This window comes from Mesorhizobium sp. P2_F5 (assembly GCF_056403715.1).
On sequence record NZ_JBFUEY010000006.1, the window covers coordinates 31,499 to 55,426 of the forward strand.

The 23,928-nt window shown below is 63.2% G+C and carries 23 protein-coding genes; 14 read left to right on the top strand and 9 right to left on the bottom strand.

Annotated elements, in window-relative coordinates:
• The first annotated feature begins 49 nt into the window (after positions 1-49).
• The 3 genes from AC1DYO_RS10790 (at position 50) to AC1DYO_RS10800 (ending at position 1,755) form a co-directional block, all read left to right on the top strand.
• Complete coding sequence (locus AC1DYO_RS10790; RefSeq protein ID WP_477262972.1) at positions 50-811, top strand: Crp/Fnr family transcriptional regulator; 762 nt, start codon at positions 50-52, stop codon at positions 809-811.
• 140 nt (positions 812-951) lie between these two features.
• Positions 952-1,278 carry an ElaB/YgaM/YqjD family protein gene (locus AC1DYO_RS10795; protein WP_181058073.1) on the top strand — a complete coding sequence of 109 codons (327 nt, stop codon included), beginning with the start codon at positions 952-954 and terminating at the stop codon, positions 1,276-1,278.
• 12 nt (positions 1,279-1,290) lie between these two features.
• On the top strand, positions 1,291-1,755 hold the full coding sequence (locus AC1DYO_RS10800) for a hypothetical protein (RefSeq protein WP_477262975.1): 465 nt from the start codon (positions 1,291-1,293) through the stop codon (positions 1,753-1,755).
• A 19-nt stretch (positions 1,756-1,774) separates the two neighbouring features.
• Here AC1DYO_RS10800 and AC1DYO_RS10805 read toward each other — a convergent pair whose 3' ends face one another.
• Entirely contained in the window at positions 1,775-3,304 is a 1,530-nt protein-coding gene (locus AC1DYO_RS10805) for a sensor histidine kinase (protein ID WP_477262977.1), read from the bottom strand.
• Positions 3,305-3,458: 154 nt separating this feature from the next.
• On the opposite strand from AC1DYO_RS10805, the gene AC1DYO_RS10810 reads away from it, so the two are divergent.
• On the top strand, positions 3,459-3,653 hold the full coding sequence (locus tag AC1DYO_RS10810; RefSeq protein ID WP_477262979.1) for a hypothetical protein: 195 nt from the start codon (positions 3,459-3,461) through the stop codon (positions 3,651-3,653).
• A 26-nt stretch (positions 3,654-3,679) separates the two neighbouring features.
• Here AC1DYO_RS10810 and AC1DYO_RS10815 read toward each other — a convergent pair whose 3' ends face one another.
• A complete protein-coding gene (locus tag AC1DYO_RS10815) occupies positions 3,680-4,600 on the bottom strand; it encodes a diacylglycerol/lipid kinase family protein (protein WP_477262981.1) in 921 nt (306 codons plus the stop codon).
• A 258-nt stretch (positions 4,601-4,858) separates the two neighbouring features.
• On the opposite strand from AC1DYO_RS10815, the gene AC1DYO_RS10820 reads away from it, so the two are divergent.
• Positions 4,859-6,187 (top strand): PRC-barrel domain-containing protein, encoded by a 1,329-nt coding sequence (locus AC1DYO_RS10820; RefSeq protein ID WP_477262983.1) that lies wholly within the window; start codon positions 4,859-4,861, stop codon positions 6,185-6,187.
• 79 nt (positions 6,188-6,266) lie between these two features.
• On the opposite strand, the gene AC1DYO_RS10825 is transcribed toward AC1DYO_RS10820, so the two are convergent.
• Complete coding sequence (locus AC1DYO_RS10825; protein ID WP_477262985.1) at positions 6,267-7,814, bottom strand: alkaline phosphatase family protein; 1,548 nt, start codon at positions 7,812-7,814, stop codon at positions 6,267-6,269.
• Between the two features lie 220 nt (positions 7,815-8,034).
• Here AC1DYO_RS10825 and AC1DYO_RS10830 point away from each other — a divergent pair, with 220 nt between their 5' ends.
• The 4 genes from AC1DYO_RS10830 (at position 8,035) to AC1DYO_RS10845 (ending at position 11,237) form a co-directional block, all read left to right on the top strand.
• A complete protein-coding gene (locus AC1DYO_RS10830; RefSeq protein ID WP_477262987.1) occupies positions 8,035-8,967 on the top strand; it encodes a VOC family protein in 933 nt (310 codons plus the stop codon).
• 5 nt (positions 8,968-8,972) lie between these two features.
• Positions 8,973-9,605 carry an alpha/beta hydrolase gene (locus AC1DYO_RS10835; protein WP_477262989.1) on the top strand — a complete coding sequence of 211 codons (633 nt, stop codon included), beginning with the start codon at positions 8,973-8,975 and terminating at the stop codon, positions 9,603-9,605.
• Entirely contained in the window at positions 9,598-9,897 is a 300-nt protein-coding gene (locus AC1DYO_RS10840) for a GNAT family N-acetyltransferase (protein ID WP_477262991.1), read from the top strand. The genes AC1DYO_RS10835 and AC1DYO_RS10840 overlap by 8 nt, the downstream gene beginning before the upstream one ends.
• A 281-nt stretch (positions 9,898-10,178) precedes the next feature.
• On the top strand, positions 10,179-11,237 hold the full coding sequence (locus tag AC1DYO_RS10845) for a dipeptidase (protein ID WP_477262993.1): 1,059 nt from the start codon (positions 10,179-10,181) through the stop codon (positions 11,235-11,237).
• 3 nt (positions 11,238-11,240) lie between these two features.
• Here AC1DYO_RS10845 and AC1DYO_RS10850 read toward each other — a convergent pair whose 3' ends face one another.
• The 4 genes from AC1DYO_RS10850 to AC1DYO_RS10865 all read right to left on the bottom strand — a co-directional run bounded on the left by AC1DYO_RS10850 (position 11,241) and on the right by AC1DYO_RS10865 (position 16,110).
• On the bottom strand, positions 11,241-11,489 hold the full coding sequence (locus AC1DYO_RS10850) for a hypothetical protein (protein WP_477262995.1): 249 nt from the start codon (positions 11,487-11,489) through the stop codon (positions 11,241-11,243).
• Between the two features lie 2 nt (positions 11,490-11,491).
• Complete coding sequence (locus AC1DYO_RS10855) at positions 11,492-12,727, bottom strand: aminomethyl transferase family protein (RefSeq protein ID WP_477262997.1); 1,236 nt, start codon at positions 12,725-12,727, stop codon at positions 11,492-11,494.
• Positions 12,728-12,938: 211 nt separating this feature from the next.
• Positions 12,939-14,504 carry a phytoene desaturase family protein gene (locus AC1DYO_RS10860; protein WP_477262999.1) on the bottom strand — a complete coding sequence of 522 codons (1,566 nt, stop codon included), beginning with the start codon at positions 14,502-14,504 and terminating at the stop codon, positions 12,939-12,941.
• Positions 14,491-16,110 (bottom strand): phytoene desaturase family protein, encoded by a 1,620-nt coding sequence (locus AC1DYO_RS10865; RefSeq protein ID WP_477263001.1) that lies wholly within the window; start codon positions 16,108-16,110, stop codon positions 14,491-14,493. Before AC1DYO_RS10865 ends, AC1DYO_RS10860 begins: the two co-directional genes overlap by 14 nt.
• Positions 16,111-16,311: 201 nt before the next feature.
• Between AC1DYO_RS10865 and AC1DYO_RS10870 the strand changes: the two genes are divergently transcribed.
• The 5 genes from AC1DYO_RS10870 to AC1DYO_RS10890 all read left to right on the top strand — a co-directional run bounded on the left by AC1DYO_RS10870 (position 16,312) and on the right by AC1DYO_RS10890 (position 21,417).
• Positions 16,312-17,112 (top strand): class I SAM-dependent methyltransferase, encoded by an 801-nt coding sequence (locus tag AC1DYO_RS10870; protein WP_477263002.1) that lies wholly within the window; start codon positions 16,312-16,314, stop codon positions 17,110-17,112.
• A 27-nt stretch (positions 17,113-17,139) separates the two neighbouring features.
• Complete coding sequence (gene betI / locus AC1DYO_RS10875; RefSeq protein ID WP_477263004.1) at positions 17,140-17,805, top strand: transcriptional regulator BetI; 666 nt, start codon at positions 17,140-17,142, stop codon at positions 17,803-17,805.
• Between the two features lie 53 nt (positions 17,806-17,858).
• Entirely contained in the window at positions 17,859-18,941 is a 1,083-nt protein-coding gene (locus AC1DYO_RS10880) for an ABC transporter substrate-binding protein (RefSeq protein ID WP_477263006.1), read from the top strand.
• Between the two features lie 116 nt (positions 18,942-19,057).
• Positions 19,058-20,134, top strand: coding sequence for an extracellular solute-binding protein (locus AC1DYO_RS10885; protein ID WP_477263008.1), 1,077 nt, complete (start codon positions 19,058-19,060; stop codon positions 20,132-20,134).
• Positions 20,131-21,417: a flavin monoamine oxidase family protein gene (locus AC1DYO_RS10890; RefSeq protein ID WP_477263010.1), complete on the top strand. Its 1,287-nt coding sequence runs from the start codon at positions 20,131-20,133 to the stop codon at positions 21,415-21,417. The genes AC1DYO_RS10885 and AC1DYO_RS10890 overlap by 4 nt, the downstream gene beginning before the upstream one ends.
• Positions 21,418-21,444: 27 nt before the next feature.
• On the opposite strand, the gene AC1DYO_RS10895 is transcribed toward AC1DYO_RS10890, so the two are convergent.
• The gene (locus AC1DYO_RS10895; protein ID WP_477263012.1) at positions 21,445-22,632 is read right to left on the bottom strand and encodes an NAD(P)/FAD-dependent oxidoreductase; all 1,188 of its coding nucleotides are present in this window, start codon (positions 22,630-22,632) and stop codon (positions 21,445-21,447) included.
• A gap of 208 nt (positions 22,633-22,840) precedes the next feature.
• A complete protein-coding gene (locus AC1DYO_RS10900; RefSeq protein ID WP_477263311.1) occupies positions 22,841-23,914 on the bottom strand; it encodes an ABC transporter ATP-binding protein in 1,074 nt (357 codons plus the stop codon).
• Positions 23,915-23,928: the final 14 nt, after the last annotated feature.

Here is a 23,928-nt window from a genome sequence, read left to right on the forward strand (position 1 = left end):
TAGCCGTTGCAGTCAGTCTGCCACAAAGGCTTTCGAAAGAGGGATCGAAATGTCTGGCCAGAATGGTCGTTCTTTTTCCAGCCGTCAGTACCCCTGCGAGAATTGCCCGCTTCGGCCACTGCCGGCGTTCCGGGAGTTCGAGAAGCAGGAGCTTGCCTATGTCAGCAAGTTCAAAAAGGGCGAACTGGCCGTCGACAAGGGCGCCACGGTGCTGGTCGAAGGCAGCCACAGCGCCCATCTCTACACCGTGCTTTCGGGCTGGGCCTTCCGCTACAAATTGCTGTCGGACGGCAGGCGCCAGATCCTGAACTATTCCATGCCCGGCGATCTCATCGGCCTGCAAGGTAGTGTGATGGGTGAAATGCAGCACTCGATCGAGGCGCTGTCGCCGATGCTGTTGTGCGTCTTCGAGCGCGAAAACCTGCACGAGCTCTACCGCAACCATCCGGGGCTTGCCTACGACATTACCTGGCTGGCGTCGCGCGAGGAGCGCATGCTGGACGAGAATTTGCTCAGCATCGGCAGGCGCACGGCGATCGAGCGCACCGCCTATCTTATCGCTTTCATCGCCAGCCGCGCGGCGATAGTCGGGCTCAACGGCAAGGCGCCGGTGCAAATCCCGATCACGCAGCAGCACATCGCCGATACACTCGGCCTATCGCTGGTCCACACCAACAAGACGATCCGAAAGCTGATCGACCGCAAGCTGATCGCCTGGCGCGACGGCGGTTGCGAAGTGGTCAACAGGCAAGCGCTGAAGGACCTCGCGCGCTGGGAGGGTTTGAGCGAAGGTCGCCGGCCGCTGATCTGATGCCGCTGATCCAGCAGGGAAACCAGTCCAGCCGGTTGGACTCGCACAGGCAAACACCCATTCATGGATATGGTCTTCCGATTTCGGAACCTTGACGTGTGTCGGGCGTTTGAAACCAAGCAAACGCAAGGAGTTATAGAATGGCAACTGCCGCAGGAAAAACCGCTGGCGAAAGCCAGACGAATGCCGACCTCGAAGCCGATATCCGCCAGTTGAAGGCCGACATCGAAAAGCTGACCAAGCAATTGGCCAAGACCGGCGAACATGGTTATGGCACCGCCCGGCGCGCCGCCGCCGAAGGCGTCGAGCAATTGCGCGCCCAGGGCGAAGCCGCCTTCGACAGTCTTCGCGGCAACGCCAAGGACCTTGAGGCCCAGATTACCGCCAATGTGCGTGAAAAGCCGGTGACGTCGCTGGCGATCGCGGCCGGCGTCGGCTTTCTGTTCGCGCTTCTCGCCCGGCGCTAGTTTTCGCTAGAGATGGGGACGCTGGCATCGCTGATCTCGGCCCTGGCCTCGGGTGAAGCCGTTGCCGCCATGCGCCGCGCGCGCACGACGGCAATCGTCTATGGGTTTGCCGCCGTGGCGGCTCTATGCGGCCTCGGATTCCTTTTGGGGGCTGCCTATATCTGGGCCGCTGACCGATATGGGCCGATGGCGGCATGCCTGGGCTTCGCGGCCGGCTTCCTGGTGATCGCGGGGCTCATTCTGCTCGTCCATCAACTGGCCGCCGGCACGCGCGCGCGCCGCCGCGCTCGGCGGCGCAATGCCGATCTCAAGGCGCTCGGCATCACGGCAGCGCTTGCCGTGCTGCCGTCGCTGCTCAAGGGAAAAGGTGGCAAGGAACTTGTCCTTGGCCCGATCATCGCGCTGGTGGCGTATGCCATCTACAAGGAAAACGTCAAACCGGACCGGGACGACAATGCCGACGGCGAGGCCGAGTAACTAACGTTCGGCAGGATACTCAGGTCGGCAGGTCTTCCAGCGGCAGCGATATTTCGGCGAAGACGCCTTCGCTGCGGAATTCGTGGACCACCTCGCTGGACAAAACCTTGGCGAGGCTGCGGCGGATCAGGATCGAGCCGAAGCCCTGGCGTTCTGGCGGCTGGACCTGCGGCCCGCCGCTTTCACGCCAGGTCAGCACGAGGCGGCGTGCGCCTTTCTTGCCCAGCGCCTTCCAGTCGACGTCGACCTTTCCCGAGCCCACCGACAGCGATCCGTATTGCAGCGCATTGCTGGCCAGTTCGTGCATGATCAGGCCGAGCCCCACCGCCTGGTCGGGCGAAAGCAGCAGATCGGGGCCGGAAATCGCGATGCGCGGCTGTTCGGCAGCGTCGAACGGCTTGACCTCGATCTGCATTAATTCGCGAATGCCGATGCCGCGCCATTCGCGATCGGACAGCAGGTTATGGGCAGCCCCCAGTGCCTGCAGCCTGGCGCCGAAGGCTTCGAGGAATTCGCTTGGGCGGCGGGCATGGCGAACGGTCTGCGTCGCCAGCGCCTGCACGGTGGCCAGCGTGTTCTTGACCCGGTGGTTGAGCTCGCGCAGCAACAGCCTTTGCCGCTCCTCACCGAGCTTGCGTTCCGATATGTCGTAGTTGACGCCGAAGATCAGCGTCGGTTTGCCTTCGCCGTCGCGTTCGACGACGCGGCCGCGGGTGGCTATCCAGCGCGGCGGATCGAAGCCTTTGACCCGGTATTCGCCGAAATAATCGTCGCTGCCGGTCAGGGCGTCACGAAAGCGCGTCTCGGTCTGGTAGACGTCGCGCGGGTCGATGGCGCCAAGAATGTCGCGTGCACGCAGCCTATTCGAACGCGGCAGGTTGAACAGCTCCGACAGGCGCACATCGCATTCGATCATGTCGGTGCGGATATCCCAGGCCCAGCTGGCAAGCGAGGCGGCATCGAGCGCAATGGCGCGGCGCTTTTCCTCCTGCGCCAAAGCCGCCTCGGCAATGGCGCCGCTGCGGGTCGCGTCCTTGAGCGTAAACAGACTGGCGGCGAGGTCGGCCAGCGCCTTCAGTTGGTCGAGCGCGGCAGTGGAGGGAAATTCATGCGGCTCCCGGTCGAGTACGCACACGGTGCCGATGCGCGCGCCGGCCACCACCATCGGCGCACCGACATAAAAGCGGACATGGCGCTCGCCGGTGACCAGCGGATTGCGGGAGAAGCGGGGATCGATGCTGGCGTCTGGCACCACCATGGGCTCGTCGCGGGCGGCAATGGCATGGGCGCAGAACGATATATCGGTGGCGGCCTCGGTTTCGTTGAGGCCGACACAGGACTTGAACCACTGGCGTTCGGTATCGAGCAGCGTGACCAGCGCGATCGGCGCCTGCATCACCGCGGCGGCGAGGCTGGTGATGCGATCGAAGTCGGGGTCGGAGGCCGTGTCGATCGCATCAAGCCCATGCAGCACGGCAAGCCGCTCCGGCGCCGCCACGGCACGGCGGACCTCGACCGGCAGACCTGTTTTCTGCACCCTGCTATCCACCAAGCCCCCTCGCTTGCAGGCCGCAATGGCGCGCGTCTTGCGCCGCCGTCTGGACCCGGAACTTTTGTAGYAAGCAATCGTTACCCGACCATGTTTCGCCAGCCATGGTCGTTTTATCGACCACGCCTGCAGTCGCACGATGGGAACGCCGCCAATGACCAAGATCATCCCTGTGAACAAAGCCCGTCAGGGGCGTTGGGGTTGGCACGGCCTGCGCATCCTGATCGCCGCGATGCTCCTGGCCTTCATCGCCTGGGGTGTCGCCGAGATTTATGGCGAGAAGATCGACAACAATGCTCCCGCCAACCAGAGTGCGCCCGCCAGCCAGGGGCAGCCGGCCGGCGGCTAAATCGCCCCTCGTCTTCGGCGCCAGCATCAGGCAGCCTTTGCCTGGGCGGCACGCGCCGGCACCAGAACTTTCAATGCGCCGGGATGAATCTGCACAGCTGTTTCGCGCTCCAGCTTGACCAGTTCGCCGTCGATGACGGCGCCGAACTTCTTGCTTCCCGTGTGGATTTTCACAACTGCCTTGTCGGCCTGATGGATTTCGACATGGTCGCTGTCGCGCCATCTGCCGCGCGCCATGTCGAAAAGAGCCCTGGCCAGTTGACCGCGTTGCCGCGCCACGGTGACATAGATGCCCAGCACGCCGCCGGCAGGATTGTCGGCATAGGGCAGGTGACCCTCGCCGAACAGATTGTTGGAGATGCCAATGCCGCTGATGCGGGTCACGATCTCGGCGTCGCCGACCGTCAATGTCACCTTCATGGCGGGCGGATTGTTGATTGTCGTCCAGGCGGCCTTTGCCGAAGCACGGATCTTTCCCAGGCGCGAAGCGAACTCCATATTGTCGCGCAGCCTCACCATCCTGGCATGCAGGCCGATCGAGAACTGGTGCACGAAGGGTCGGCCATTGGCGCTGGCGATGTCGATGGCGATGACCTCGCCGTCGGCAAAGGACGTCAGCGCCCCGTCGAGGGTCTGCGGAATGCCAAGGCCGCGGGCGAACAGGTTCATGGTTCCCGCAGGCAGGACAGCCAAGGCTTTCTTGCCATTCATCAGCCGCGCCGCAGCGGCCGAAATGGTGCCGTCGCCGCCACCGGCCAGCACGACCTCGATGCCGCGCCGCGAGGCGACCTTGTCGAGCGCTGCGACAATGTCCTTGCCGGCGACGATGTCGATATCGATGGTGTGGCCAGCCGCCTCAAGCGTCTGGCGCATCCGGTCGGAAAACGCGGATAGATCGGTCGTCCGCATGGTGCCGCCGTCCCGGTTCAGCACCGCTGCAAATCGCATGCCCCACTCCGTATTCATTAGTGGGCTGGATGGGTCCAGCCACAGGCTGAAACGGCTTGGCCGGACAAAGGTTCCGCCGGCAGACCGAAATGTCGGGCGATTCCACAGGCTTGCCCGAGGTGCGGCAAGAACCCTGTTTTTTCGGAACAAGCGCCTTGTCACGACGTTGTGAACGCATTGGAGGCGCCGCTTTCGGGTCTCCCGGCAAATGTTTTGCCGGCCGTGGCGCGCACGAGATCACGCAAGAGGAGACATATCATGATCCGCACTCTTTTCGCGACGACCGCACTCGCAACGCTGATCGCAACCGGTGTGTTTGCGCAGTCAACGACGGCCCCGGCGACGACCCCGGCTCCGGCTGAAGCCCCTGCCACCATCGCGCCGGCAGCGCAGCAGGCCGACGGCGCCCTGATGACCAATATTGTCGGTGAATCCGTCTATAACGGCACCGGGGACGATGCCCAGAAGATCGGTGACGTCAGTGATGTCGTCTTCGACGAAAACGGCCAGGCCAAGTCCGCCATCATCGGCGTCGGCGGCTTCCTCGGCATCGGCAGCAAGAACGTCGCCTTCGACTATGGCAAGCTGCAATGGGTCGAGAAGAACGGCGACCGCTGGTTGGTTGCCGAGACGACGAAAGAAGCGCTGACGGCGCTGCCGGATTTCGACCGCAAACCTTATGATCCGGCGCCGCCGGCGCCCGCCGCTACCGACAGTGCGCAGAACGATCCGCAGAAGCCTGTCGACCTCAACGCCGCGCCGTCGGAACCGGTGGTTAAACGCGCCGAAGGCAATCTTGCCACCAATATTGTCGGCGAGACGGTCTACAACGGCACCGCAGACGACGCCCAAAAGATCGGTGACGTCAACGACATCGTGCTGACCAAGGACGGCAAGGCCCAGTCGCTGGTCATCGGCGTCGGCGGCTTCCTCGGTATGGGCGAAAAGAACGTCACCTATGATTTCGCCAAGGCCGCATGGGCGCAGAAGAATGGTGATCGCTGGCTGGTCGCCCAGACGACCAAGGAGGAGTTGCAGGCGCAGCCGGATTTCGACCGCAAGGTCTATGATCCGGTGCCGGTGACGACGATGTCCGACGCCGGGACGCCGGCTGCTCCGGCAACCACGGCGCCTGCGGCGACCGCGCCGGCTGCTCCGGCGCCGATGGACAAGACAGCCGAGGCTCCGGTGGCCGAGTCGCCGGATGTGAAGGCCACCGATCCGACGCAGACGGCGGCGATCGACAAGTCGACCCTGACCGAGATGCCGGTCGGCGAGATCAGGGGCGACGATTTGAAAGGCACGACAGTCTACGGCGCCGATGACGCCAAGGTCGGCGAGATCGGCGATGTCGTGCTGGCGCCCGACAGCAAGCCCGATGCGGTCATCGTCGATGTCGGCGGCTTCCTCGGCATCGGCGCCAAGGAGGTCGCGGTCGGCATGGACAAGCTCAAATTCATGACCGACAAGGACGGCAAGAAGTATCTCTACACCAACTTCACCAAGGAGCAGCTGCAGGCGCAGGCCGCCTACGACAAGGGCAGCTATGCCGAGAAGCGGGATGAGCAGCGGATGATGGTGCAGTAAGGAAGGGAATACGGCAGTAGGGATTAGGCAGCAGGCGAGGAATTAGGTGGCTAAGCATCAAGTCGCCGAGATATACTGCCTACTGCCTACCCACGTACCCAACCACGCCATCATCCGTTAATTCCGCCAGTGCTACGGACTGGTCGAGATGTTCGGCGCGCCAGGCAAGCAGGCGCTCCGCAAATTCAAGCCGCACGCTGAGATAGGCCTGGTCGGTGGCGACGTTGATCAGTTCGCCCGGATCCTTCGACAAGTCGAACAGCAGCGGCGGCAGGCCGCCACTGAAATGCACGTATTTGAAGTCTTCCGTTCGGATGACGGCAAGATTGCATTGGCGCGAGCCGATGCCGAAATGCCGTTCGGCTTCACCGTTGGCAATCGAGCGGAAATCGAACTCCCAATGCGCGGCGTCGCGCCAATCCTCCGGCGGTTCATCTTGCAGGAACGGTTTTAGCGAGCGGCCGTCGAGATGCGGCTGCGCGTCGGCGTCCAGCAGATCGAGCAAGGTCGGGAAGATGTCGACAGCCTCGGTGAAGTGGTTGACGGTCGAGCCGGCTGCATTGCCGCGGCGCGGGTCGCGGACGATCAGTGGGATGTGATAGCTGCCGTCGAAGAAGCCGCCTTTTCCCAGCATGAAATGGTCGCCCATCATCTCGGCATGGTCCGAGGTCAGCACGATGATCGTGTCATCCCAGGCGCCAGCGGCATTGAGTGCCTGCCAGATGCGTCCAAGCTGCGAGTCGACTTCCGAAATCAGGCCGTAGTAGATCGCGCGGATGGCGCGGAGATTGTCGTCGCCCCAGTCGCAGACCTTGCCGTCCGTGCCGGGGCGGAAACTTCTCCGCTTCTGGCGGCCGAGGTCATAAGCCAGATAGAGATGGCTTTCTGCTTCCGCCTGCCAGCTTGCGCCACGACGGAAGGCCGGACCGTCGGCTGGATCATAAAGCGTGTTGTAGGGCGCCGGCACGATGAAGGGCGGGTGCGGGCTAATGAAGGAGACATGCGCGAGCCATGGCGCATCCTGTTCGTCCAGCCAGCGGATGAATTCGCCGGCGAGGAACGCGGTCGGCGTTTCGTCCCTGGAATAGACAGGCGGCGCGTTGGTCACGGCGTCGCCAACCTGTTCGCCTACAGGGCGATGAATGCCGGGAGAGCCGGCGCTGGTATCGACGCCACGCGCCTTCAGCCATGAGAGCCACGGCTTCTGATGCTCGGGCAGGAACTGGCGCACGCTGAAGCCGGGCAGCACGCCCTCATAGCTTTTCAGGCGGGGGTCGCCCGGCGCCATTGTGCGTGGATCGGACGAGACGTCGGTGTAGCCGAACAAAGTCGGATCATAGCCGAGGGCGCGGGTCGAGAGCGCGATGTTGCCGTGGCGGGCGTCGAGCGGCGTGCCGTTGCGGCAGACGCGGTTGTTCATCTGGTAGAGGCCTGTGTAGAGGCAGGCGCGGGCCGGAGAGCAGGGCGCCGCGCCGCCGTAATGCCGCTTGAAAAGGACGCCCTCGGCGGCCAGCGCATCGGCATTCGGTGTTTTCACCACCGGATGGCCGGCAGCCGACAGGCAGTCGCCTCGCCATTGGTCGCAAGAGATCAGAAGGATGTTCGGGCGTCTGCTTTTCGCGGCCAATGGCTGTATCCTGTCACGTCGGGAAGACGTTCAATGAACCGAATCCTGACGGCGGCGCAAGCCTGTCAGGATCGCTGAAATGGTGAACGACAATTTTCTGTTGTTCACTAATAGACTACAGTCCATCCTGAGTTTGCCGCCTTTGCCGCTGTCGGTGGGACCCTCATATAGGCGTGGACAGCGGCGAGGGCCGCACAAACACCAGGGAAGGAGCAAGACAATGCTCGACCAGATCAAGGGCCTGCATCACGTCACGTCGATGGCCGGCGATGCGCGCCAGAACAATGATTTCTTCACCCACAAGCTCGGCCTGCGCCGGGTCAAGAAGACCGTCAACTTCGACGCGCCTGACGTCTATCACCTCTATTATGGCGACGAGCACGGCACGCCGGGCTCGGTGATGACCTATTTTCCGTTCCCGGACATTGCCAGGGGTCGCCACGGCGTCGGCGAGGTCGGCACCACGGCCTATTCGGTGCCGGCGGGTACGCTCGACTATTGGGAAAAGCGGTTTGCCGATGAAGGCGTTGCCGGTGTCTCTCGCGAAGAGACGTTCGGCGAGAAGCGGCTTGCCTTTGCCGGTCCCGACGGCGATGGTTTCGCGCTCGTCGAAGACAAGGCCGACAGCCGCGCGCCATGGTTGAAAGGCGGCATTCCCGCCGACGAGGCGATCCGCGGCTTCCACTCGGTGTCGCTACGCCTCAAGGATGGCGGCGCCACCGAGGAACTGTTGAAGTTCATGGGCTATGAGCAGGTCGACAAATCCGGCAATGTGAGCCGGTTGGCGGTGAAGAACGGCAACGGCGCCGATGTCGTCGACGTCGAATCGTTGCCGACGGCTGGCTTCGCCAATCTCGGCGCCGGTTCGGTGCACCATGTCGCCTTCGCCGTGGAGAACCGCGCCAAGCAGCTCGAAGTGCGCAAGGCACTGATCGATACGGGCTATGGCGTGACGCCGGTGATCGACCGCGACTATTTCTGGGCGATCTACTTCCGCACGCCGGGCGGCGTATTGTTCGAAGTCGCCACCACCGAACCTGGCTTCGACCGCGACGAGGACACCGCCCATCTCGGCGAGGCGCTGAAGCTGCCGACGCAGCACCAGCATCTCAGACCCTATCTCGAACAGCACCTGCAGAAGCTGGAAGGCTGAAGACGATGAGCAAGGACGACTACATCCACAAGACCCTGCCGGGTTCGCCCGGCGGCCCGCTGCTCTTCGTCTTCCACGGCACCGGGGCGGACGAGAACCAGTTGCTGTCGCTGGGGCGCGACCTCGCGCCCCAGGCGACCATCGTGTCGCCGCGCGGCGATGTCTCCGAGCACGGTGCGGCGCGCTTCTTCCGCCGTACCGGCGAGGGTGTCTACGATATGGACGACCTCGGCCGGGCGACCGGCAAGATGGCCAGGTTCATCAAGGCGCAGATTGCGGCGGCGAAGCCGTCTTCGGTGCTCGGCCTCGGCTATTCCAACGGCGCCAACATCCTGGCTTCGGTGGTGTTTGCCGCACCCGACCTGTTCGATGCGGCGGTGCTGATGCACCCGCTGATTCCGTTCGAACCTGAGGTGAAGGGCAGCCTTGCCGGCCGCCGCATCCTGGTCACCGCCGGCAGGCGCGACCCGATCTGCCCGCCCAATCTGACCTCGCGGCTGGAGGCCTATTTGCGTGCCGATGGCGCCGATGTCACAGTGGAATGGCACGATGGCGGCCACGAGGTGCGGCCAAACGAGATCGAAGCGGCTAAGCGGCTTTTCGCCGCCGCGCCGGTTGAAGGAGCAAGCAATGGCTGACCAATTGCCGGAGATCGAACTTGAGGACCGCGGCTCCAAGGGCCGCTATGTCCTGCGCGGGCCGGACGGCGCCGAGGCGGAGATGACCTTCACCAAGATCGGCGAGCACCAGATCATCATCGATCACACCGAAGTGCCGGACGTGTTTCGCGGCCAGGGAGCCGGGCTTCGGCTCGTCACCCGCGCCGTCGAGGACGCGCGGGCGGTGGGCAAGAAGATCATCCCGCTCTGCCCCTTCGCCAACGCCCAGTTCCGCCGCCACCCGGAATGGGCCGATGTGCTGAAGCAATAGGCCTCTTTGCCTTCTCCCCTTGTGGGAGAAGGTGGATCGGCGCGCAGCGCCGAGACGGTTGAGGGGTGCGTGAAAGATCACGGTTCTTGCCAAGCTGGAACACCCCTCATCCGACCTCGCTTCGCGAGGCCACCTTCTCCCACAAGGGGAGAAGGGATAAGCCAGCCGCTCAGCCACAAGAGCGAACACGTCTCTGGCATTTGCGCAGTTCGGCCTTCTTGCCTAAGTACACAGTTCGCTGCGGTTCGTCCGCTCCTGCCAACTGACCGAATGGCTTCCTGATGACCGAAACCGATCTCGTCCCCGTCTTCGACGGCCACAACGACACGCTGCTGCGGCTTTACCAGTCGAAGGACACCGATGTCGAAAAGCTGTTCATCGACGGGACGCAGGGCGGCCATATCGATCTGCCGCGTGCCAAGAAGGGCGGCTTTGCCGGCGGCATGTTTGCGATCTTCCCGCCGCCGGTGGAGAAGGCCAAACGCTCCGCGGTGCCGCCGGCGCCGAGCGACAATGAGCCGTTGCCGCCGGAACTGCCGCGTGCCGACGCGCTGACGTCTACCATCGGCATGGCCTCGATCCTGTTTCGGCTGGAGCGGGCGGGAGCGCTGACTGTCTGCCGCAGCGCCGGCGATATTCGCGCGGCCATGGCGAAAGACTCCATCGCCGCAGTGTTCCACATCGAAGGCGTCGAGGCGATCGACCCTAAGCTCACGCTGCTCGATGTGCTCTATGAAGCCGGCCTGCGCTCGCTCGGCATCGTCTGGAGCCGTCCCAACGCCTTCGGCCATGGCGTACCGTTCCGCTTTCCGTCGTCGCCCGATACCGGGCCAGGGCTGACCGATGCCGGCAAGGCCTTGGTCAAGGCCTGCAATCAGCTGAAGATCATGATCGACCTGTCGCATCTCAACGAAAAAGGCTTTCGCGATGTCGCAGCACTCAGCGATGCGCCGCTGGTCGCCACCCATTCGAACGTGCATGCGCTTTGCGGCCATTCTCGCAACTTGACCGACTGGCAGCTCGGCGCCATCCGCGAGACCGGTGGCATGGTCGGACTGAACTTCGCCACCGGCTTCCTGCGCGACGACGGCAGGATGAACTCGGACACCAGCCTCGACATCATGGTGCGCCATGTCGATTCGCTGCTGCAGGCGCTGGGCGAGGACGGCGTTGGGCTCGGCTCGGATTTCGACGGCGCCATGATCCCGGCGGTCATCGGCGACGTTGCCGGCCTGCCGAAGCTGATCGATGCGCTCGCCGCGCGCGGTTTCGGGCGCGCGCTGATCGAGAAGATCGCTTACCGCAACTGGTTGAGTGTTCTCGAAAGAACCATAGGCTGAGGCTTAAGCGCCCATGCGCTTTAGCCAGTCCTGGCCGGTGCCACGATCCTTGATGATGGGCAGCGGGTTTTCCGAATCCAGCCGCGCGCAGATGCGGTAGACCTCGAGTGTGTCGGCGCTCATCTCACCGCGCTTGTAGAAATACATGGCGGCGGCATAGCGCGTGCGGCCGGACCATTTTTCGCCGAGCGGCGTGTTGACCAGCTGCCACTGTTCGGCGGCTTCCGTCTCGTCATCCGGTTGGTCGGCCATTGTCAGAAATCCGCCGGCGGATTGGCGGTGCGGCGGTCGAGCTTGATGAAGGGACGGGCCACCACCTTGGCCCGCTTCATCAGCTTCTGGTACTGCAGCTCACGCATGGCGTAGATCTCGACCCAGAGGTCTTCCACCATTGTATCACCGTAGGGCCGCGCCAGCGAAGCGATGGCGATGTTGCGCTTGGCCATCGGCGACCACATGGCGGCGCTGACCAGGCCGACCTCCAGATGCTTCTTGTGATAGACGATGGCGTGTTCGGCCGGGATGTTGCCTTCGATCTCCAGTCCGACCAGCACGTAGCGCAGCTTGCGTTTGGCGCGGGCTTCGAGGATGGCGCGGCGACCGTTGAAATGGCCTTTTTCCAGGTCGACCATGAAGCCGAGGCCGATCTCATCCGGCATGCGCAAACGGTCGGCGCGGATGGCATGTTCGGCGGTGGTGAAGTCGGCATTGGCGACGATCAGGCCGGCCTCCAGCCGGGCCCGATTGAGCGCGGTGTAGCCGATGGCGCGAATGCCGCGCAGTTCGCCGGATGTCATCAGGCGGTCCCAGAGGCTGAGCGCCTTTTCGGCCGGCACGAACAGTTCGTAGCCGAGATCGCCGGTGAAGCCGGTGCGCGAGATGGTGACGGTGCCGCCATCATGCGGGAATTCGGCGAGGTCGAAGATCTTCAATTTCTCGACACCGGAAAAGCCGGCATCGCGCAGCACCGCAAACGAGGTTGGCCCTTGCAGCGCCAGGCCGGCGACGGCTTCGGTTTCTTCTTCGACCGTCACGTCAAAACCTATAGCGCTGTCGAGCAGCCAGGGCAGATGCCGCTCCTGCGAGCATAGCCGGAAGCGGGTCGGCGACAGCCGAAACAGCGTGCCGTCGTCGAGGACAAAGCCCTCGTCGTCGCACCAGGCGGTGTAGTGGACGCGGCCGGGTTTCAGCTTGGTAACATCGCGCAGCGTGACGCGGTCGAGGAAGGCTTCGGCGTCCGGGCCTTCGATGCGGTATTTGGTCATCGGCGAAATGTCGAACAAAGCCGCCTGGCTACGGATGGCGAAATATTCGAGTTCCTCATCCCACAGCGAATGCGGAGCGCGATAGCCGACCCAGTTGTACCAGTCCTGGGTATTCGCGAGTGCATCGATACGCGGCTGGAACGGGGTGCCGAGACGCAGCGTGCGGAAATGCGATTGCGCGGCGGTGCGGGCCTTCGATGATTTGATGGTGGGTTGATGGTTCATGACAGCGATCCTTCGCGCCCCCCTCTGTCCTGCCGGACATCTCCCCCACGAGGGGGGAGATCAGCAGCTTCGGCGCGGCCGCTTATTCCTGAAATATTGGCGATTGGCGAAAGCCGCGATGACGGCCAATCTCCCCCCTCGTGGGGGAGATGTCCGGCAGGACAGAGGGGGGCGTCGTAGAGTGCGGTGTTGGCGAATTGCAAAATCATGCTCACCCCTTCATCGCGATGATGCGCCGCGCGGCATTCAAGCCAGGCGTGCCGGAGACGCCGCCGCCGGGATGCGAGCCGGCACCGGCCAGGAACAGCCCGTCGACCGGCGTGTCGTAACCCGACCAGCCGGAGACCGGCCGCGACATCAGCATCTGGTCGGCCTGCAACTCGCCGTGGTGCCAGTGGCCGCCCGGCATGCGGTAGTTGGCTTCGATATCGGCCGGCGTCAAAAGCTCGGCGTGTAGTACCGAGTTGCCGATGCCGGGAGCATAGGATTCGAGTTGCGCCATAACAGCCTTGAGGAATTTCGGCTTGCCGGCATCCCAGCCCTCTTTCAGCGCATAGGGTGCATACTGCACAACCGCCGACAGCACGCAGGCGCCGGCAGGTGTGAGCGACGGGTCGGAGAGCGACGGCAGCGTGATTTCCATCACCGGTTCGGGTGAGAACTCGCCATATTTCGACGGGTTGAAGGCGCGCTCGACATGGTCGGGCGAGGGCGCGATGACTATGCGGCCCTTGTGGCCGGCGGCGTCGACACCGGCAAATTGCGGCGGCTGGTCGAGCGCCAGATGCAGCTTGGCCGCATCGCCTTTCATGCGGATGTTCCTGACTTTGCGCACGAAGCCGGTGTCGATCTCACGCGGTCCGACGAGGTCGAGCATGGTGGTGGCCGGGTTGATGGCGGAGACGATGGTTCTGGCGTGCAGCACCTCGCTGCTGTCGAGCGTCACGCCGACGGCGCGGCCTTTCTCGACAATGATCTTCGCCACAGGAGCCGCCGTGCGAATGGTGACGCCGGCCTTTTCAGCCGCCGCGCGAATGGCGGCAACGACCGCGCCCATGCCACCCTTCGGCAGCATCTGTGCGCCGGCCGCACCACCGGTCTCGCCGGCCAGCCGGTAGTAGAGGCCGAGCAGCGAGGTCGGCGATCGTGGGCCGAGATGGCTGCCCAGCGTCGCGTCGAAGGCAAGCAGGCCTTTCAGCCTGATATCGGCAAGCTGCTCGTCGAGCAGGTCGGCGACGTTCATCAGGAGAACGCGCAGGAAGTCGCGCATGTCTTCCTTGCCGAGCTTCTTCAGCGCCACCGCGGTCTGGCCGAGCGCCGCTGTTTCCAGCAGCGACATGCCGGCGAGATCGGGCGGGCGCCGCGAGAGGAAAGGCTTCAGGATGCCGGCATAGCGCATGAGCTGCGCGCGCAATTCCTTCCAGGCGGACTGCTCGGACGGAGTGGAGCCGGTCAGCACTTCGCCGTAGGCGCCATGCAGAACAAGCGGCGGGCCATCCTTCGACAAGGCGACCGACGGCATGAAATCGCCGCGCGCAATTTGCAGTCCATGCTTTTCCAGCTCCAGCGTCTTCACCACGTCGGGATGCAGACGGTTCAGCACATGCGCGATCGAAGAGACGCGAAAGCCCGGCGCGAAGTCTTCGGTGCGCGCGGCACCGCCGACTTCGGTCGCGGCTTCCAGCACCAATACCTTGCGGCCGGCCTTCGCCAGCGTGGCGGCAGCGACGAGGCCGTTGTGGCCGCCGCCGATGACGATTGCATCAAATGACGTCATGGGCCGGGCTCATATGCGAGGTGGACTTTGCTAGGTCGCGCAGGATTTCAGCTGCCGCATTGCGGCCGGGCGCACCCATGACGCCGCCGCCGGGATGGGTCGAGGAGCCGCACATATAGAGCCCGCCGACCGGCGAGCGGTATTGCGCGTAGCCCGGCACCGGGCGGTTGAACAGCAGCTGGTCGAAGGTCAACTCGCCCTGAAAAATGTTGCCTTCGGTCAGGCCGACCTCGGCCTCGATCTCGCGTGGCGTGCGCACCTCCATATGGACGATGCGGTCGCGGAAGCCCGGCGAGTATTCTGCGATCTGCGCAACCACGCTTTCAGCAAAACCGTCGCGGTCGGCATCGGTCCAGTCGTGGCCGTTCACCTTCGGCGGCGCGTACTGCACGAAGCAGCTCATAAAGTGCTTGCCCGGTGGCGCCATGGTCGGGTCGAGCGTTGTCGGGATGACCATGTCGAGGAAGGGATCGGCCGACCAGCGCCCGGCCTTCCAGTCGTCATAGGCGCGCTCCATGCGTTCCATCGAATCGGTGAAATGCATGTCGCCGCGATAGACCGGCGAATCCTTTGGCAATGCCGGGAACTCGGGCAGCGAATCGAGCGCGATGTTGACCTTGCCGGACGAGCCGCGGATCTTGAAGTTCTTCACCCGCCGCAGAAAAATATCGGGCAGTTCCTTTTCCTCGACCAGCTTCAGGAAGGTGCGTTTGACGTCGGCGTTGGAGACGACGAGCTTGCCGTAAATCTCCTCGCCGCCGGCCAGCACCACGCCCTTGGCCTTGCCTCTGCCGACCAGCACATGGTCGACCTCGGCGCCGGTGCGGATGGTGCCGCCCGAGGCCTGGAAGGACGCGGCAAGCGCCTTGGTGACAGCGCCCATGCCACCGCGCGCATAGCCCCAGGCGCCGACCGAGCCGTCGACCTCGCCCATATAGTGATGCAGCAGCACGTAAGCCGTGCCCGGCGACATCGGCCCGAGCGCGGTGCCGATGATGCCGGATAGCGCGAAGTTGGCCTTGATGACATCGGTCTCGAAATATTCGTCGAGGAACTCCGAAATCGACATGGTCCAGAAGCGGAGCGTCAGCGCCATTTCCTCGGCCGACAGGCAGGCAAACTTTTTGCCGAGATAGAGAAGCTCACCGATGTCGCGAGGCCGAAAACTGGTCGGGTCGGGCGCGGTGCGCATCAGCAGCGGCTGGATGAAGCGGCACTGCCGCGTCACGTCGCGGGAATAGCGGTCATAGGCTTCGGCGTCGCGTTTGGAAAAGCGGGCGAATTCGCGCCGGTGCGCATCATGGTCACGGTAGTTGGCGAGGTAGTCACCGTCGCGGGTGAACACGGCGCCGCCCTCATAGGAGATGACCTGCAGGCCGAAGCGCGGCAGTTCAAGGTCGCGCATGATCTCGGGGCGAAACAGCGAGCAGACATAGGAGCAGTTGGAGTAGAGGAAGCCCGGCGTCAATTCGCGGCTGGTGGCGGCGCCGCCGACCCAGTCATTCTTCTCCACCACCAGCACGTCGAGCCCGGCGCGCTGCAGGTAGCATGCGTTGACCAGGCCGTTGTGGCCGCCGCCTATGATGATCGCATCCCAAGCTTTCATTCTGGTCCGTTTTCCCTAGGCGATCCGCGTTCTTTTTTGCGTGATCTCGTTCCCGATTGTGCGGAATTTGGCATGGCTGTCGGCATTTTGTCCAGCCATATTGAATGAATGTTCAACAAATAGTCTTGCGTTTTCTCTGGTATGCGCTACGCTTTGCCGGCAATCGAACGTTCGCAATTCGGCTGACGGGACCGAGGTTCGATGATCGAAACGGCAGATGCCGAACCGGAATATGACGACACCGCCATCCGCTTCCTCGAAGCGCTTTGGGGCGAGGGTTATCTGTCGCCGGGCGGACCTGATGAGGTCGACCGGGTCGTCGAAGGCCTGTCGCTCAGGGGCAAGACCGTCCTCGATATTGGCTGCGGCTCTGGTGGCATCGCGCTGCATCTGATCGAGCGCCACGGTGCCGCCCATGCCACCGGTTTCGATATCGAACGCCCAGTGATCGAGGCGGCGACAAAGCGCGCCGCCGCGTGCGGGCTTTCGGACCGCGCCAGTTTCATCCAGGCGCCGCCAGGGCCGCTGCCTTTCGCCAATGCCTCGTTCGACTTCGTCTTCTCCAAGGATGCGCTGCTGCATGTGCCCGACAAGGACGCGCTGTTTGCCGAGATTTTCCGGGTGCTGAAACCGGGCGGTGTGTTTGCCGCTTCCGATTGGCTGATTGACCATGACGGCGAGCCGTCGCCTGAGATGAAAGCCTATGTCACGGCTGAAGGCCTGTCCTTCGCCATGGCGTCGCCGGCGCGCTATGCGCAGGCGATGCGCCGCGCCGGCTTTGCCGATGTCGCGGTCAAGGATCGCAATCCCTGGTATCGCGACGTCGCGCGCGGCGAGCTGGAGAGGCTGAAAGGCCCGCTCTACGAGACAGCGGCTGCGGCCGTCGGGGCCGCCTATGTCGACAAGAACATCAAGACCTGGGAAGCCATGCAGAAGGTGCTTGACAGTGGCGAGCACCGTCCCACTCATCTTCGCGGGTGGAAGCCGGCTATGGTGGGATAGCCGGCAATGTGGAGCATGACGGCACCGATGAAAGCTGCAGCGCGCGAAGAGCGATCCTCCGGCACGTCTGGAAAAAACGAACCGGAAAAACGCGGCCGCAAGGCGTCGAAGGAGGTCAGGCAGCAGCAACTGATCGAGGCGACGATCGATTCACTGGCCAAGCGCGGCTACGCGGAGACAACAATGGCCGATGTCGCCGATGGCGCCGGCCTGTCGCGCGGCATCGTCAACTTTCATTTCGAGAGCAAGGAGAAGCTGCTGATCGCCACGCTGCAGTATATGTATGACGAGTATTCGGCACATTGGCGTGCTGCCCTGCAGAAAGCCGGTGATGATCCGGCCCGTCAATTGCAGGTGCTGGTTTGGGCCGACTTCGACCGCTCGATCTGCAACAAGCGCAAGCTCGCCGCTTGGCTCGCTTTCTGGGGCGAGGCCAAGTCGCGGCCGGTCTATCAGGCGCTGAGCAGTTCCCGCGACGCGTATTACCAGCAAGTCTTCATCGATCTCTGCGAGGCGCTGAAGCAGGGCGGCGGCTATGCCTATGAGCCGCAGGTCATGGCGCTGGCGCTGTCGGCCATGCTGGAAGGCTTGTGGCTGCGGCTGATGATGGGAACCGAAGACACCACGCGCGAAACCGCCCTGCAAGCGGCGAACGCATTCCTCGCCGCGGCCTTTCCCAAACACTACGCATAACCAGAAGCCGGCCAGTCGAGCCGGCAACGCAACGACAAAGAGGATGGAACAGCATGAAAAGCATAACCCGACGCCTGACACTGACATTAGCGCTGACCGCAACGTTGGCGGCTTCGGCCGCAGCACTTGCGATCGCCGCCGACAAGGACCTGATCGTGTTCGATTGGTCCGGCTATGAGGACCCGAGCTTCCACCCGAAATATGTCGAGAAGAACGGCGACTCGCCGACCTTCGCCTTCTTCGGTGATGAGGACGAAGCCTTCGAGAAGGTGCGCTCCGGGTTCAAGGCCGATCTCGGCCATCCCTGCTCGCAGAGCGTGACAAAGTGGCGTGAGGCCGGACTGTTGCAGCCGCTCGACACCTCGAAGATCACCGGCTGGAAAGACCTCAATCCCGGCATCATGGCGATGAAGGATCTGGCGACCACGTCGGATGGCAAGGCCTGGTTCATGCCGTGGGACTGGGGTAACACGCAGGTCACCTTCAACACCTCCAAGATCGACGAGAAGGACGTGCAGTCGCTGAAGGCCTTCGCCGATCCCAAGTTCAAGGGGCGCGTATCGATCGGTGACAATGTCGACGACGCCTATGCGCTGGCCAGCCTCGCCATTGGGCTCAAGGACTGGACCCAGATGACGGACGACCAGTTCAAGCAGGCGTCCGATTTCCTGCGCCAGGTGCACAAGAATGTGCGCTCCTACTGGACCGATACCACCGACGTCGTGCAGTTGCTGAGCGGTGGCGAGGTCGATCTCGCTTGGGCGTGGAACGATGCGACGGTACAGTCGGTCGCCGCCGGTGTGCCGATCAAGGCCAAGAAGGACACTGACGAAGGCATTTCGACCTGGGTCTGCGGCTATGTGCTGTTCAAGGATGCACCCGACAATGTCGACAAGGCCTATGACTACCTGAACGCGATCAACGATCCCGAGACCGCCAAGGTGCTGGTCAAGGACTGGGGCTATGGCCAGGCCAACGCCAAAGGCATGGCCGGCGTCGACCCGGCGATCTTGAAGGAAAAGGGCTATGACGACGTACAGAAATTCGTCGACAAGACCCTGTTCCAATCGCCGGTGCCGTCGGCGCTCAAGCTCAAGATGATCGCCGAATTCGAGAAGATCAAAGCGGGCTACTAAAGCCCGTCAGGCTTCATCCGTCTGCCCGCTATTCCGCCGGGCAGACGGTCTCGCCAAGGTCGCTGAAATTCCGTAACGTCGCCCGGCTGCTTTTTAGCGATGAGGAGTTTCGCACCATGAATTCCATGCTTCGCCGCCTTGCCCTTGCCGCTGCCTTAACAGTGGGCGCCGGCGCTGTGCTGGCTTATGCCGAGGGTGGTGGCGACCTCGTCGTGTTCGACTGGTCGGGCTATGAGGATCCGCTGCTGCATCCCGACTACACTGCCAAATACGGCGCCGAGCCGACCTTCGCTTTCTTCGGCGACGAGGACGAAGCCTTCGAGAAGATGCGGGCCGGCTTCAGGGCCGACATCGCCCACCCCTGCTCGCAAAGCGTGGCCAAATGGCGCGCGGCCGGCATCCTGCAGCCGCTCGACACATCCAGGATCGTCGGCTGGAAGGACCTCAATCCCGGCATCATGGCGATGAAGGATCTTGCCGCCACCGCCGACGGCAAGGCCTGGTTCATGCCGTTCGACTGGGGCAACACCTCGCTGCTCTACCGCACCGACAAGGTGACGGCTGAAGAGGCGCAGTCGCTGAGGGTCTTCGCCGATCCGAAATTCAAGGGCCGCGTCACCATCGGCGACAATGTCGACGACGCCTATGCGCTGGCAAGCCTCGTCATCGGCCTCAAGGACTGGACCAAGATGACTGACGCGCAGTTCAAGGAGGCTTCCGCCTTCCTGCGCGAGGTCCACAAGAACGTCCGTTTCTACTGGACCGACGATACCGATCTCAACCAGGCCTTTACCGGCAATGAGGTCGATCTCGTCTGGGGCTGGAACGAGACCTTCGTGACGCTCAAGGGCCAAGGTATGCCCATCGCCATGAACCGCGACACCAAGGAAGGCATCTCGACCTGGGTGTGCGGCTATGTGCTGATGAAGGATGCGCCGGGCAAGCTCGATCAGGCCTATGATTTCCTGAGCGCCGTCAACGCGCATGCCGTGTCCGACTATCTGGTCAAGACCTTTGGCTACGGCCACGGCAACAGCGCCGGCATGGCCGCGATCGACCACCAGGTGCTGACTGACCGCGGCTTCGACAATCTCGACAAGTTCCTCGACAAGACGCTGTTCCAGCAGCCGGTGCCGCCCGAGCTCAAGCAGCGCATGGTCACCGAGTTCGAGAAGATCAAGGCCGGCTATTGACCACCGCATTGGAAAGAACCGACGTCGTTATCGTCGGCGCCGGTTTCACCGGCCTGTCGGCTGCGCTTGTGCTGAGAAAGTCCGGTATCGATGTCGTGCTGCTCGAAGCGCGCGACCATGTCGGCGGCAGGGTCGAAGCGGTTCGCAACGGGCTTGGCGAACGGATCGACAGCGGCGGCCAGTTTTTCTGCGAAGACATGCCGGAGGTGACGGCGCTGGCCGCGGCCCGCGGCAAGGCCTTCGTCGAGACCTATGTGGATGGCGATTTCATCAGCCATCCATCACTGTCGGTCGAACAGGCCGAACGGACCTATTACGGCGCGATGGCGATCCGCGAGCGCATGAATGCGATCGAGCCGGACGACCCTTCGATCGCCGGCATGAGCGTTGCCGCCTGGCTCGAACGCCAGCCTGATCCAGCCGATGCCAAGACGGCTTTCCGGTCGATGATCGAAGGCCTGTGGTGCCTGGCGATGGACAAGGTGCCGCTGTGGTACCTGATCGACAATGACCGGCGCATCACCAACGAGGCGCCGGAACTGCAATATTCGCTGCTCGAGACCATGCAGTCGTTGGCCGAGGATTTGGCCGGCGATCTTGGCGACCGGGTGCGGCTCAGCGAACCCGTCGCGCGCATCGAGCATGGGCCGCATGGCGTTCGTGTCGTCTCGGCAAGCGGCGCCATCGAAGCGCGAAAAGTGCTGGTCGCGCTGCCGCCGGCAACGGCCGCGAAGCTCGATTTCGCGCCGGCTTTGCCGTCAGCTCTCGGCAAGGCGCTCGGAGTCTGGGAAAGCGGCGCGGTGATCAAGATCCTGGTGCGCTATCCCAGACCGTTCTGGCGCGAGCGCGACCTGTGCGGCATGGTGATGTGGCGCGACCTGCCGGGACTGTTTGCCTGTGACGCCAGCAAGGACGCGGACCATGCCGCCCTGGTCGTCTTCGTCGGCGGACCACTGGCGCTGCGCTGGCGCCCGCTCGACGATGCTGCGCTGCGCGCGGAAGTAACGGCAAGGCTGGTGGCGGCTCTTGGTCCGGACGCGGCCGACATTATCGATTTCAGCCAGCGCAACTGGATCGAGGACCGCTGGAGCGGCGGCGCCTACAGCGACCTCATTGTCGATGTAACGGCACGCGATGCCGAGCGCACGATCCGTGCCGGCGCGGCTCCTGTCCATTTCGCATCATCGGAGCTGTCGCCGTCATTTCCGGGCTATATCGAAGGAGCGATCGTGATGGGGCGCATCGCCGCGGGCAAGATCGTCACTGATCTTGAAACGCCATGAGGCAGTTTTGGGCATGCAATATCTCGGTTATGGCGCGAGCTCTGCTTTGACGTCACCGAGCAGCGCCATGCTGCCCAGCCGACCCAATTCGTCCGAACATTTCGCGCTCTTGCCGTAGCAGCCGAATGCAACCGTTACGCGCTTCGAGAGCGGTCCTATGCAGGGCAACCCGCTGTCGCCAAAGGTGGTCATGCAAGGCACGACGCGGCGTTCTTCGAATTTGAGGTCGCGAATACGGTCGAGAATCTGCTTCTGAAGTCCGTCGGCAACGTGAGCCGATCCGCCCGATCGGAACCAGTCTTTGATATCCGCCTCGCTTTCGAGTGGAATATCGACCGGATCGCCGCCGAGCTTTAGCCAGGTTTGGCCGCCCGGATAGGGGATCGGCGGCAGAATATAGGGGTCCTCGCCCTTTGGCCCGAAACAACGCATCGACGGCATTTCGGCCAGGCGTTGAACCTCGGCCGTACCAAGCCGAAACATCACTGCGGTACGCGCGTAGACCGTAAAGCCCAATGATTGACCGAGCAGCGATTGGGTATGCCCGCCTGCTGCAACGAGAACCCGTTCGGCCTCGACACTGGCCGATCTCGTCCGGATCGTCACACCGGAGCCGCTTTCCGAAATCTCCAGAGCAGACTCGTCGATGATCCGAGCCCCGGCGCGCTCCGCCGCGATCGTCTGCGCCCGGACCAGGCGACGCGGGCTGATGTATCCGGCATCCCGCGGCTCGAAATACCCCTGCATGCCCGCCGTCGATCTAAGGAAGGGAAAGCGTTCCGCCAGCCCCGTATCGTCATAGGCTTCACAGAAAATACCGGCCCCGGCGGTGACCGCGCCGACCGATGCCACATTCGGATCGTCGCTGGAGCCAATGTGCAGCGCGCCGACTTCCCGATAGAACTCCACACCGCTTTCCGCTGAAATCTCGCCGTAGCGCGAAATCGCGGCGCGGTTCATTTGCACCCAGAACGGCTCCGGATCGAAACTCCGCGTGATACGGCCCTCATCGTAGTGGCTTCCAAAGACGCCATCGTGGCGCGAATAGTCGGCCGGCTCGCCGGGCCCGATGAGTGCAACATCATGGCCCATCTTGGACAAATGCCGCGCAGCCGCCGACCCGATCAGGCCACGTCCGATCACCGCAACTTTGATCGCTTTGTCAGTGCTCACGACTAATTCCTGTGCCCTGCCGGTCTTCTTGTTTTGGCGCAATTTCCAAGGGAAGGCACTACGCGATTCCCCGGGAAAGCCGTTCCACACGTTTCCTGGAATTGCTCCAAGCGGAAATCCACCATGTCAGAAGCGCTTGTCGACGTTCAAGCCATTACTTGGGGTCGCAACCCAGCTCGAAAAGACGACAGGATACTATCTCGCCATCGTGACGCCGCTGCTACAATCCTGTGGATCAGACCCGCACGACCTAGTCGGCCATAGCCACCAGTGCTTCGGGGTCGTAGGCGAGGCGGATCGAGGTGCCGACGGGAATGTCGTCGGCGCCGAAGTCGTTGGTCTCGGTGACCGATAGCGGCTTTTCCAATCCGGGTATCTCGACGATCAGATGGGTGATCTCGCCAAAATAATGGCGTTCGACCACCTTGCCGGCGACCTCGAATTTCGCCGTCGCATTGTCCCACAGCACGCGCAGGCGCTCCGGCCTGATGCCGAGCGTCGCGCCGCCGCCATTGCGCACGAAGGCCTTCGGCTTGTCGGTCCTGACGCGGCCGAAGCCCAGCGTGTCGACGACCAGCGATGCGCTGCTCTCCTCGACAATCTGCGCCTTGACGAAGTTCATGCCGCCGAGGAAGTCGGCGACCTGGCGGTTGACCGGCCGCTGGTAGATTTCCTTGGGCGAGGCGACCTGGGCGATCTTGCCTCCGAACATCACGGCGATGCGGTCGGACATTGCGAGTGCCTCATACTGATCGTGGGTGACCAATACGAAGGTGATGCCGACCGCCTGCTGCAGGCGGCGCAGTTCGACCTGCATCTGCTCGCGCAGCTTCTTGTCGAGAGCCGACAGCGGCTCGTCGAGCAGCAGCACTTTGGGTCGCATCACCAAGGCGCGGGCGAGCGCCACACGCTGGCGCTGGCCGCCGGAAAGCTCGGTGGCGAGGCGTTTGCCGAGGCCAGTGAGCGACACCTGCGCCAGTGCTTCCTCGACGCGGCGCTTTTCTTCCGTTCCGCCCAGCCTGAGCCGCTTCAGCCCATAGGCGACATTCTGCTCAACATTGAGGTGCGGGAAGATGGCATAGCTCTGGAACACCATATTGGTCGGCCGGCGATTGGCCGGAATGCCTTCCATCGACTGGCCGCCGACCGAGATCGAACCGCTGGTCGGGTTGTCGAAACCGGCAATCATGCGCAGCAGCGTGGTCTTGCCGCAGCCGGAAGGGCCGAGCAGCGAAAAGAACTCGCCCTCCCTGATGGTCAGCGAGGCGTCGTCGAGCGCCTTGAACGCCCCATAGCTGCGGGTAACGTCGCGGATTTCGATCATGGATCGATCAGACT

Bases quoted from the DNA above. Each gene is read 5' to 3' on its own strand.
- AC1DYO_RS10815 (WP_477262981.1), bottom strand. From the start codon at position 4,600: ATGCGATTTGCAGCGGTGCTGAACCGGGACGGCGGCACCATGCGGACG.
- AC1DYO_RS10790 (WP_477262972.1), top strand. From the start codon at position 50: ATGTCTGGCCAGAATGGTCGTTCTTTTTCCAGCCGTCAGTACCCCTGC.
- AC1DYO_RS10870 (WP_477263002.1), top strand. From the start codon at position 16,312: ATGATCGAAACGGCAGATGCCGAACCGGAATATGACGACACCGCCATC.
- AC1DYO_RS10865 (WP_477263001.1), bottom strand. From the start codon at position 16,110: ATGAAAGCTTGGGATGCGATCATCATAGGCGGCGGCCACAACGGCCTG.
- AC1DYO_RS10835 (WP_477262989.1), top strand. From the start codon at position 8,973: ATGAGCAAGGACGACTACATCCACAAGACCCTGCCGGGTTCGCCCGGC.
- AC1DYO_RS10845 (WP_477262993.1), top strand. From the start codon at position 10,179: ATGACCGAAACCGATCTCGTCCCCGTCTTCGACGGCCACAACGACACG.
- AC1DYO_RS10810 (WP_477262979.1), top strand. From the start codon at position 3,459: ATGACCAAGATCATCCCTGTGAACAAAGCCCGTCAGGGGCGTTGGGGT.
- betI (WP_477263004.1), top strand. From the start codon at position 17,140: ATGAAAGCTGCAGCGCGCGAAGAGCGATCCTCCGGCACGTCTGGAAAA.
- AC1DYO_RS10800 (WP_477262975.1), top strand. From the start codon at position 1,291: ATGGGGACGCTGGCATCGCTGATCTCGGCCCTGGCCTCGGGTGAAGCC.
- AC1DYO_RS10820 (WP_477262983.1), top strand. From the start codon at position 4,859: ATGATCCGCACTCTTTTCGCGACGACCGCACTCGCAACGCTGATCGCA.
- AC1DYO_RS10885 (WP_477263008.1), top strand. From the start codon at position 19,058: ATGAATTCCATGCTTCGCCGCCTTGCCCTTGCCGCTGCCTTAACAGTG.
- AC1DYO_RS10795 (WP_181058073.1), top strand. From the start codon at position 952: ATGGCAACTGCCGCAGGAAAAACCGCTGGCGAAAGCCAGACGAATGCC.
- AC1DYO_RS10855 (WP_477262997.1), bottom strand. From the start codon at position 12,727: ATGAACCATCAACCCACCATCAAATCATCGAAGGCCCGCACCGCCGCG.
- AC1DYO_RS10900 (WP_477263311.1), bottom strand. From the start codon at position 23,914: ATGATCGAAATCCGCGACGTTACCCGCAGCTATGGGGCGTTCAAGGCG.
- AC1DYO_RS10840 (WP_477262991.1), top strand. From the start codon at position 9,598: ATGGCTGACCAATTGCCGGAGATCGAACTTGAGGACCGCGGCTCCAAG.
- AC1DYO_RS10880 (WP_477263006.1), top strand. From the start codon at position 17,859: ATGAAAAGCATAACCCGACGCCTGACACTGACATTAGCGCTGACCGCA.
- AC1DYO_RS10850 (WP_477262995.1), bottom strand. From the start codon at position 11,489: ATGGCCGACCAACCGGATGACGAGACGGAAGCCGCCGAACAGTGGCAG.
- AC1DYO_RS10860 (WP_477262999.1), bottom strand. From the start codon at position 14,504: ATGACGTCATTTGATGCAATCGTCATCGGCGGCGGCCACAACGGCCTC.
- AC1DYO_RS10830 (WP_477262987.1), top strand. From the start codon at position 8,035: ATGCTCGACCAGATCAAGGGCCTGCATCACGTCACGTCGATGGCCGGC.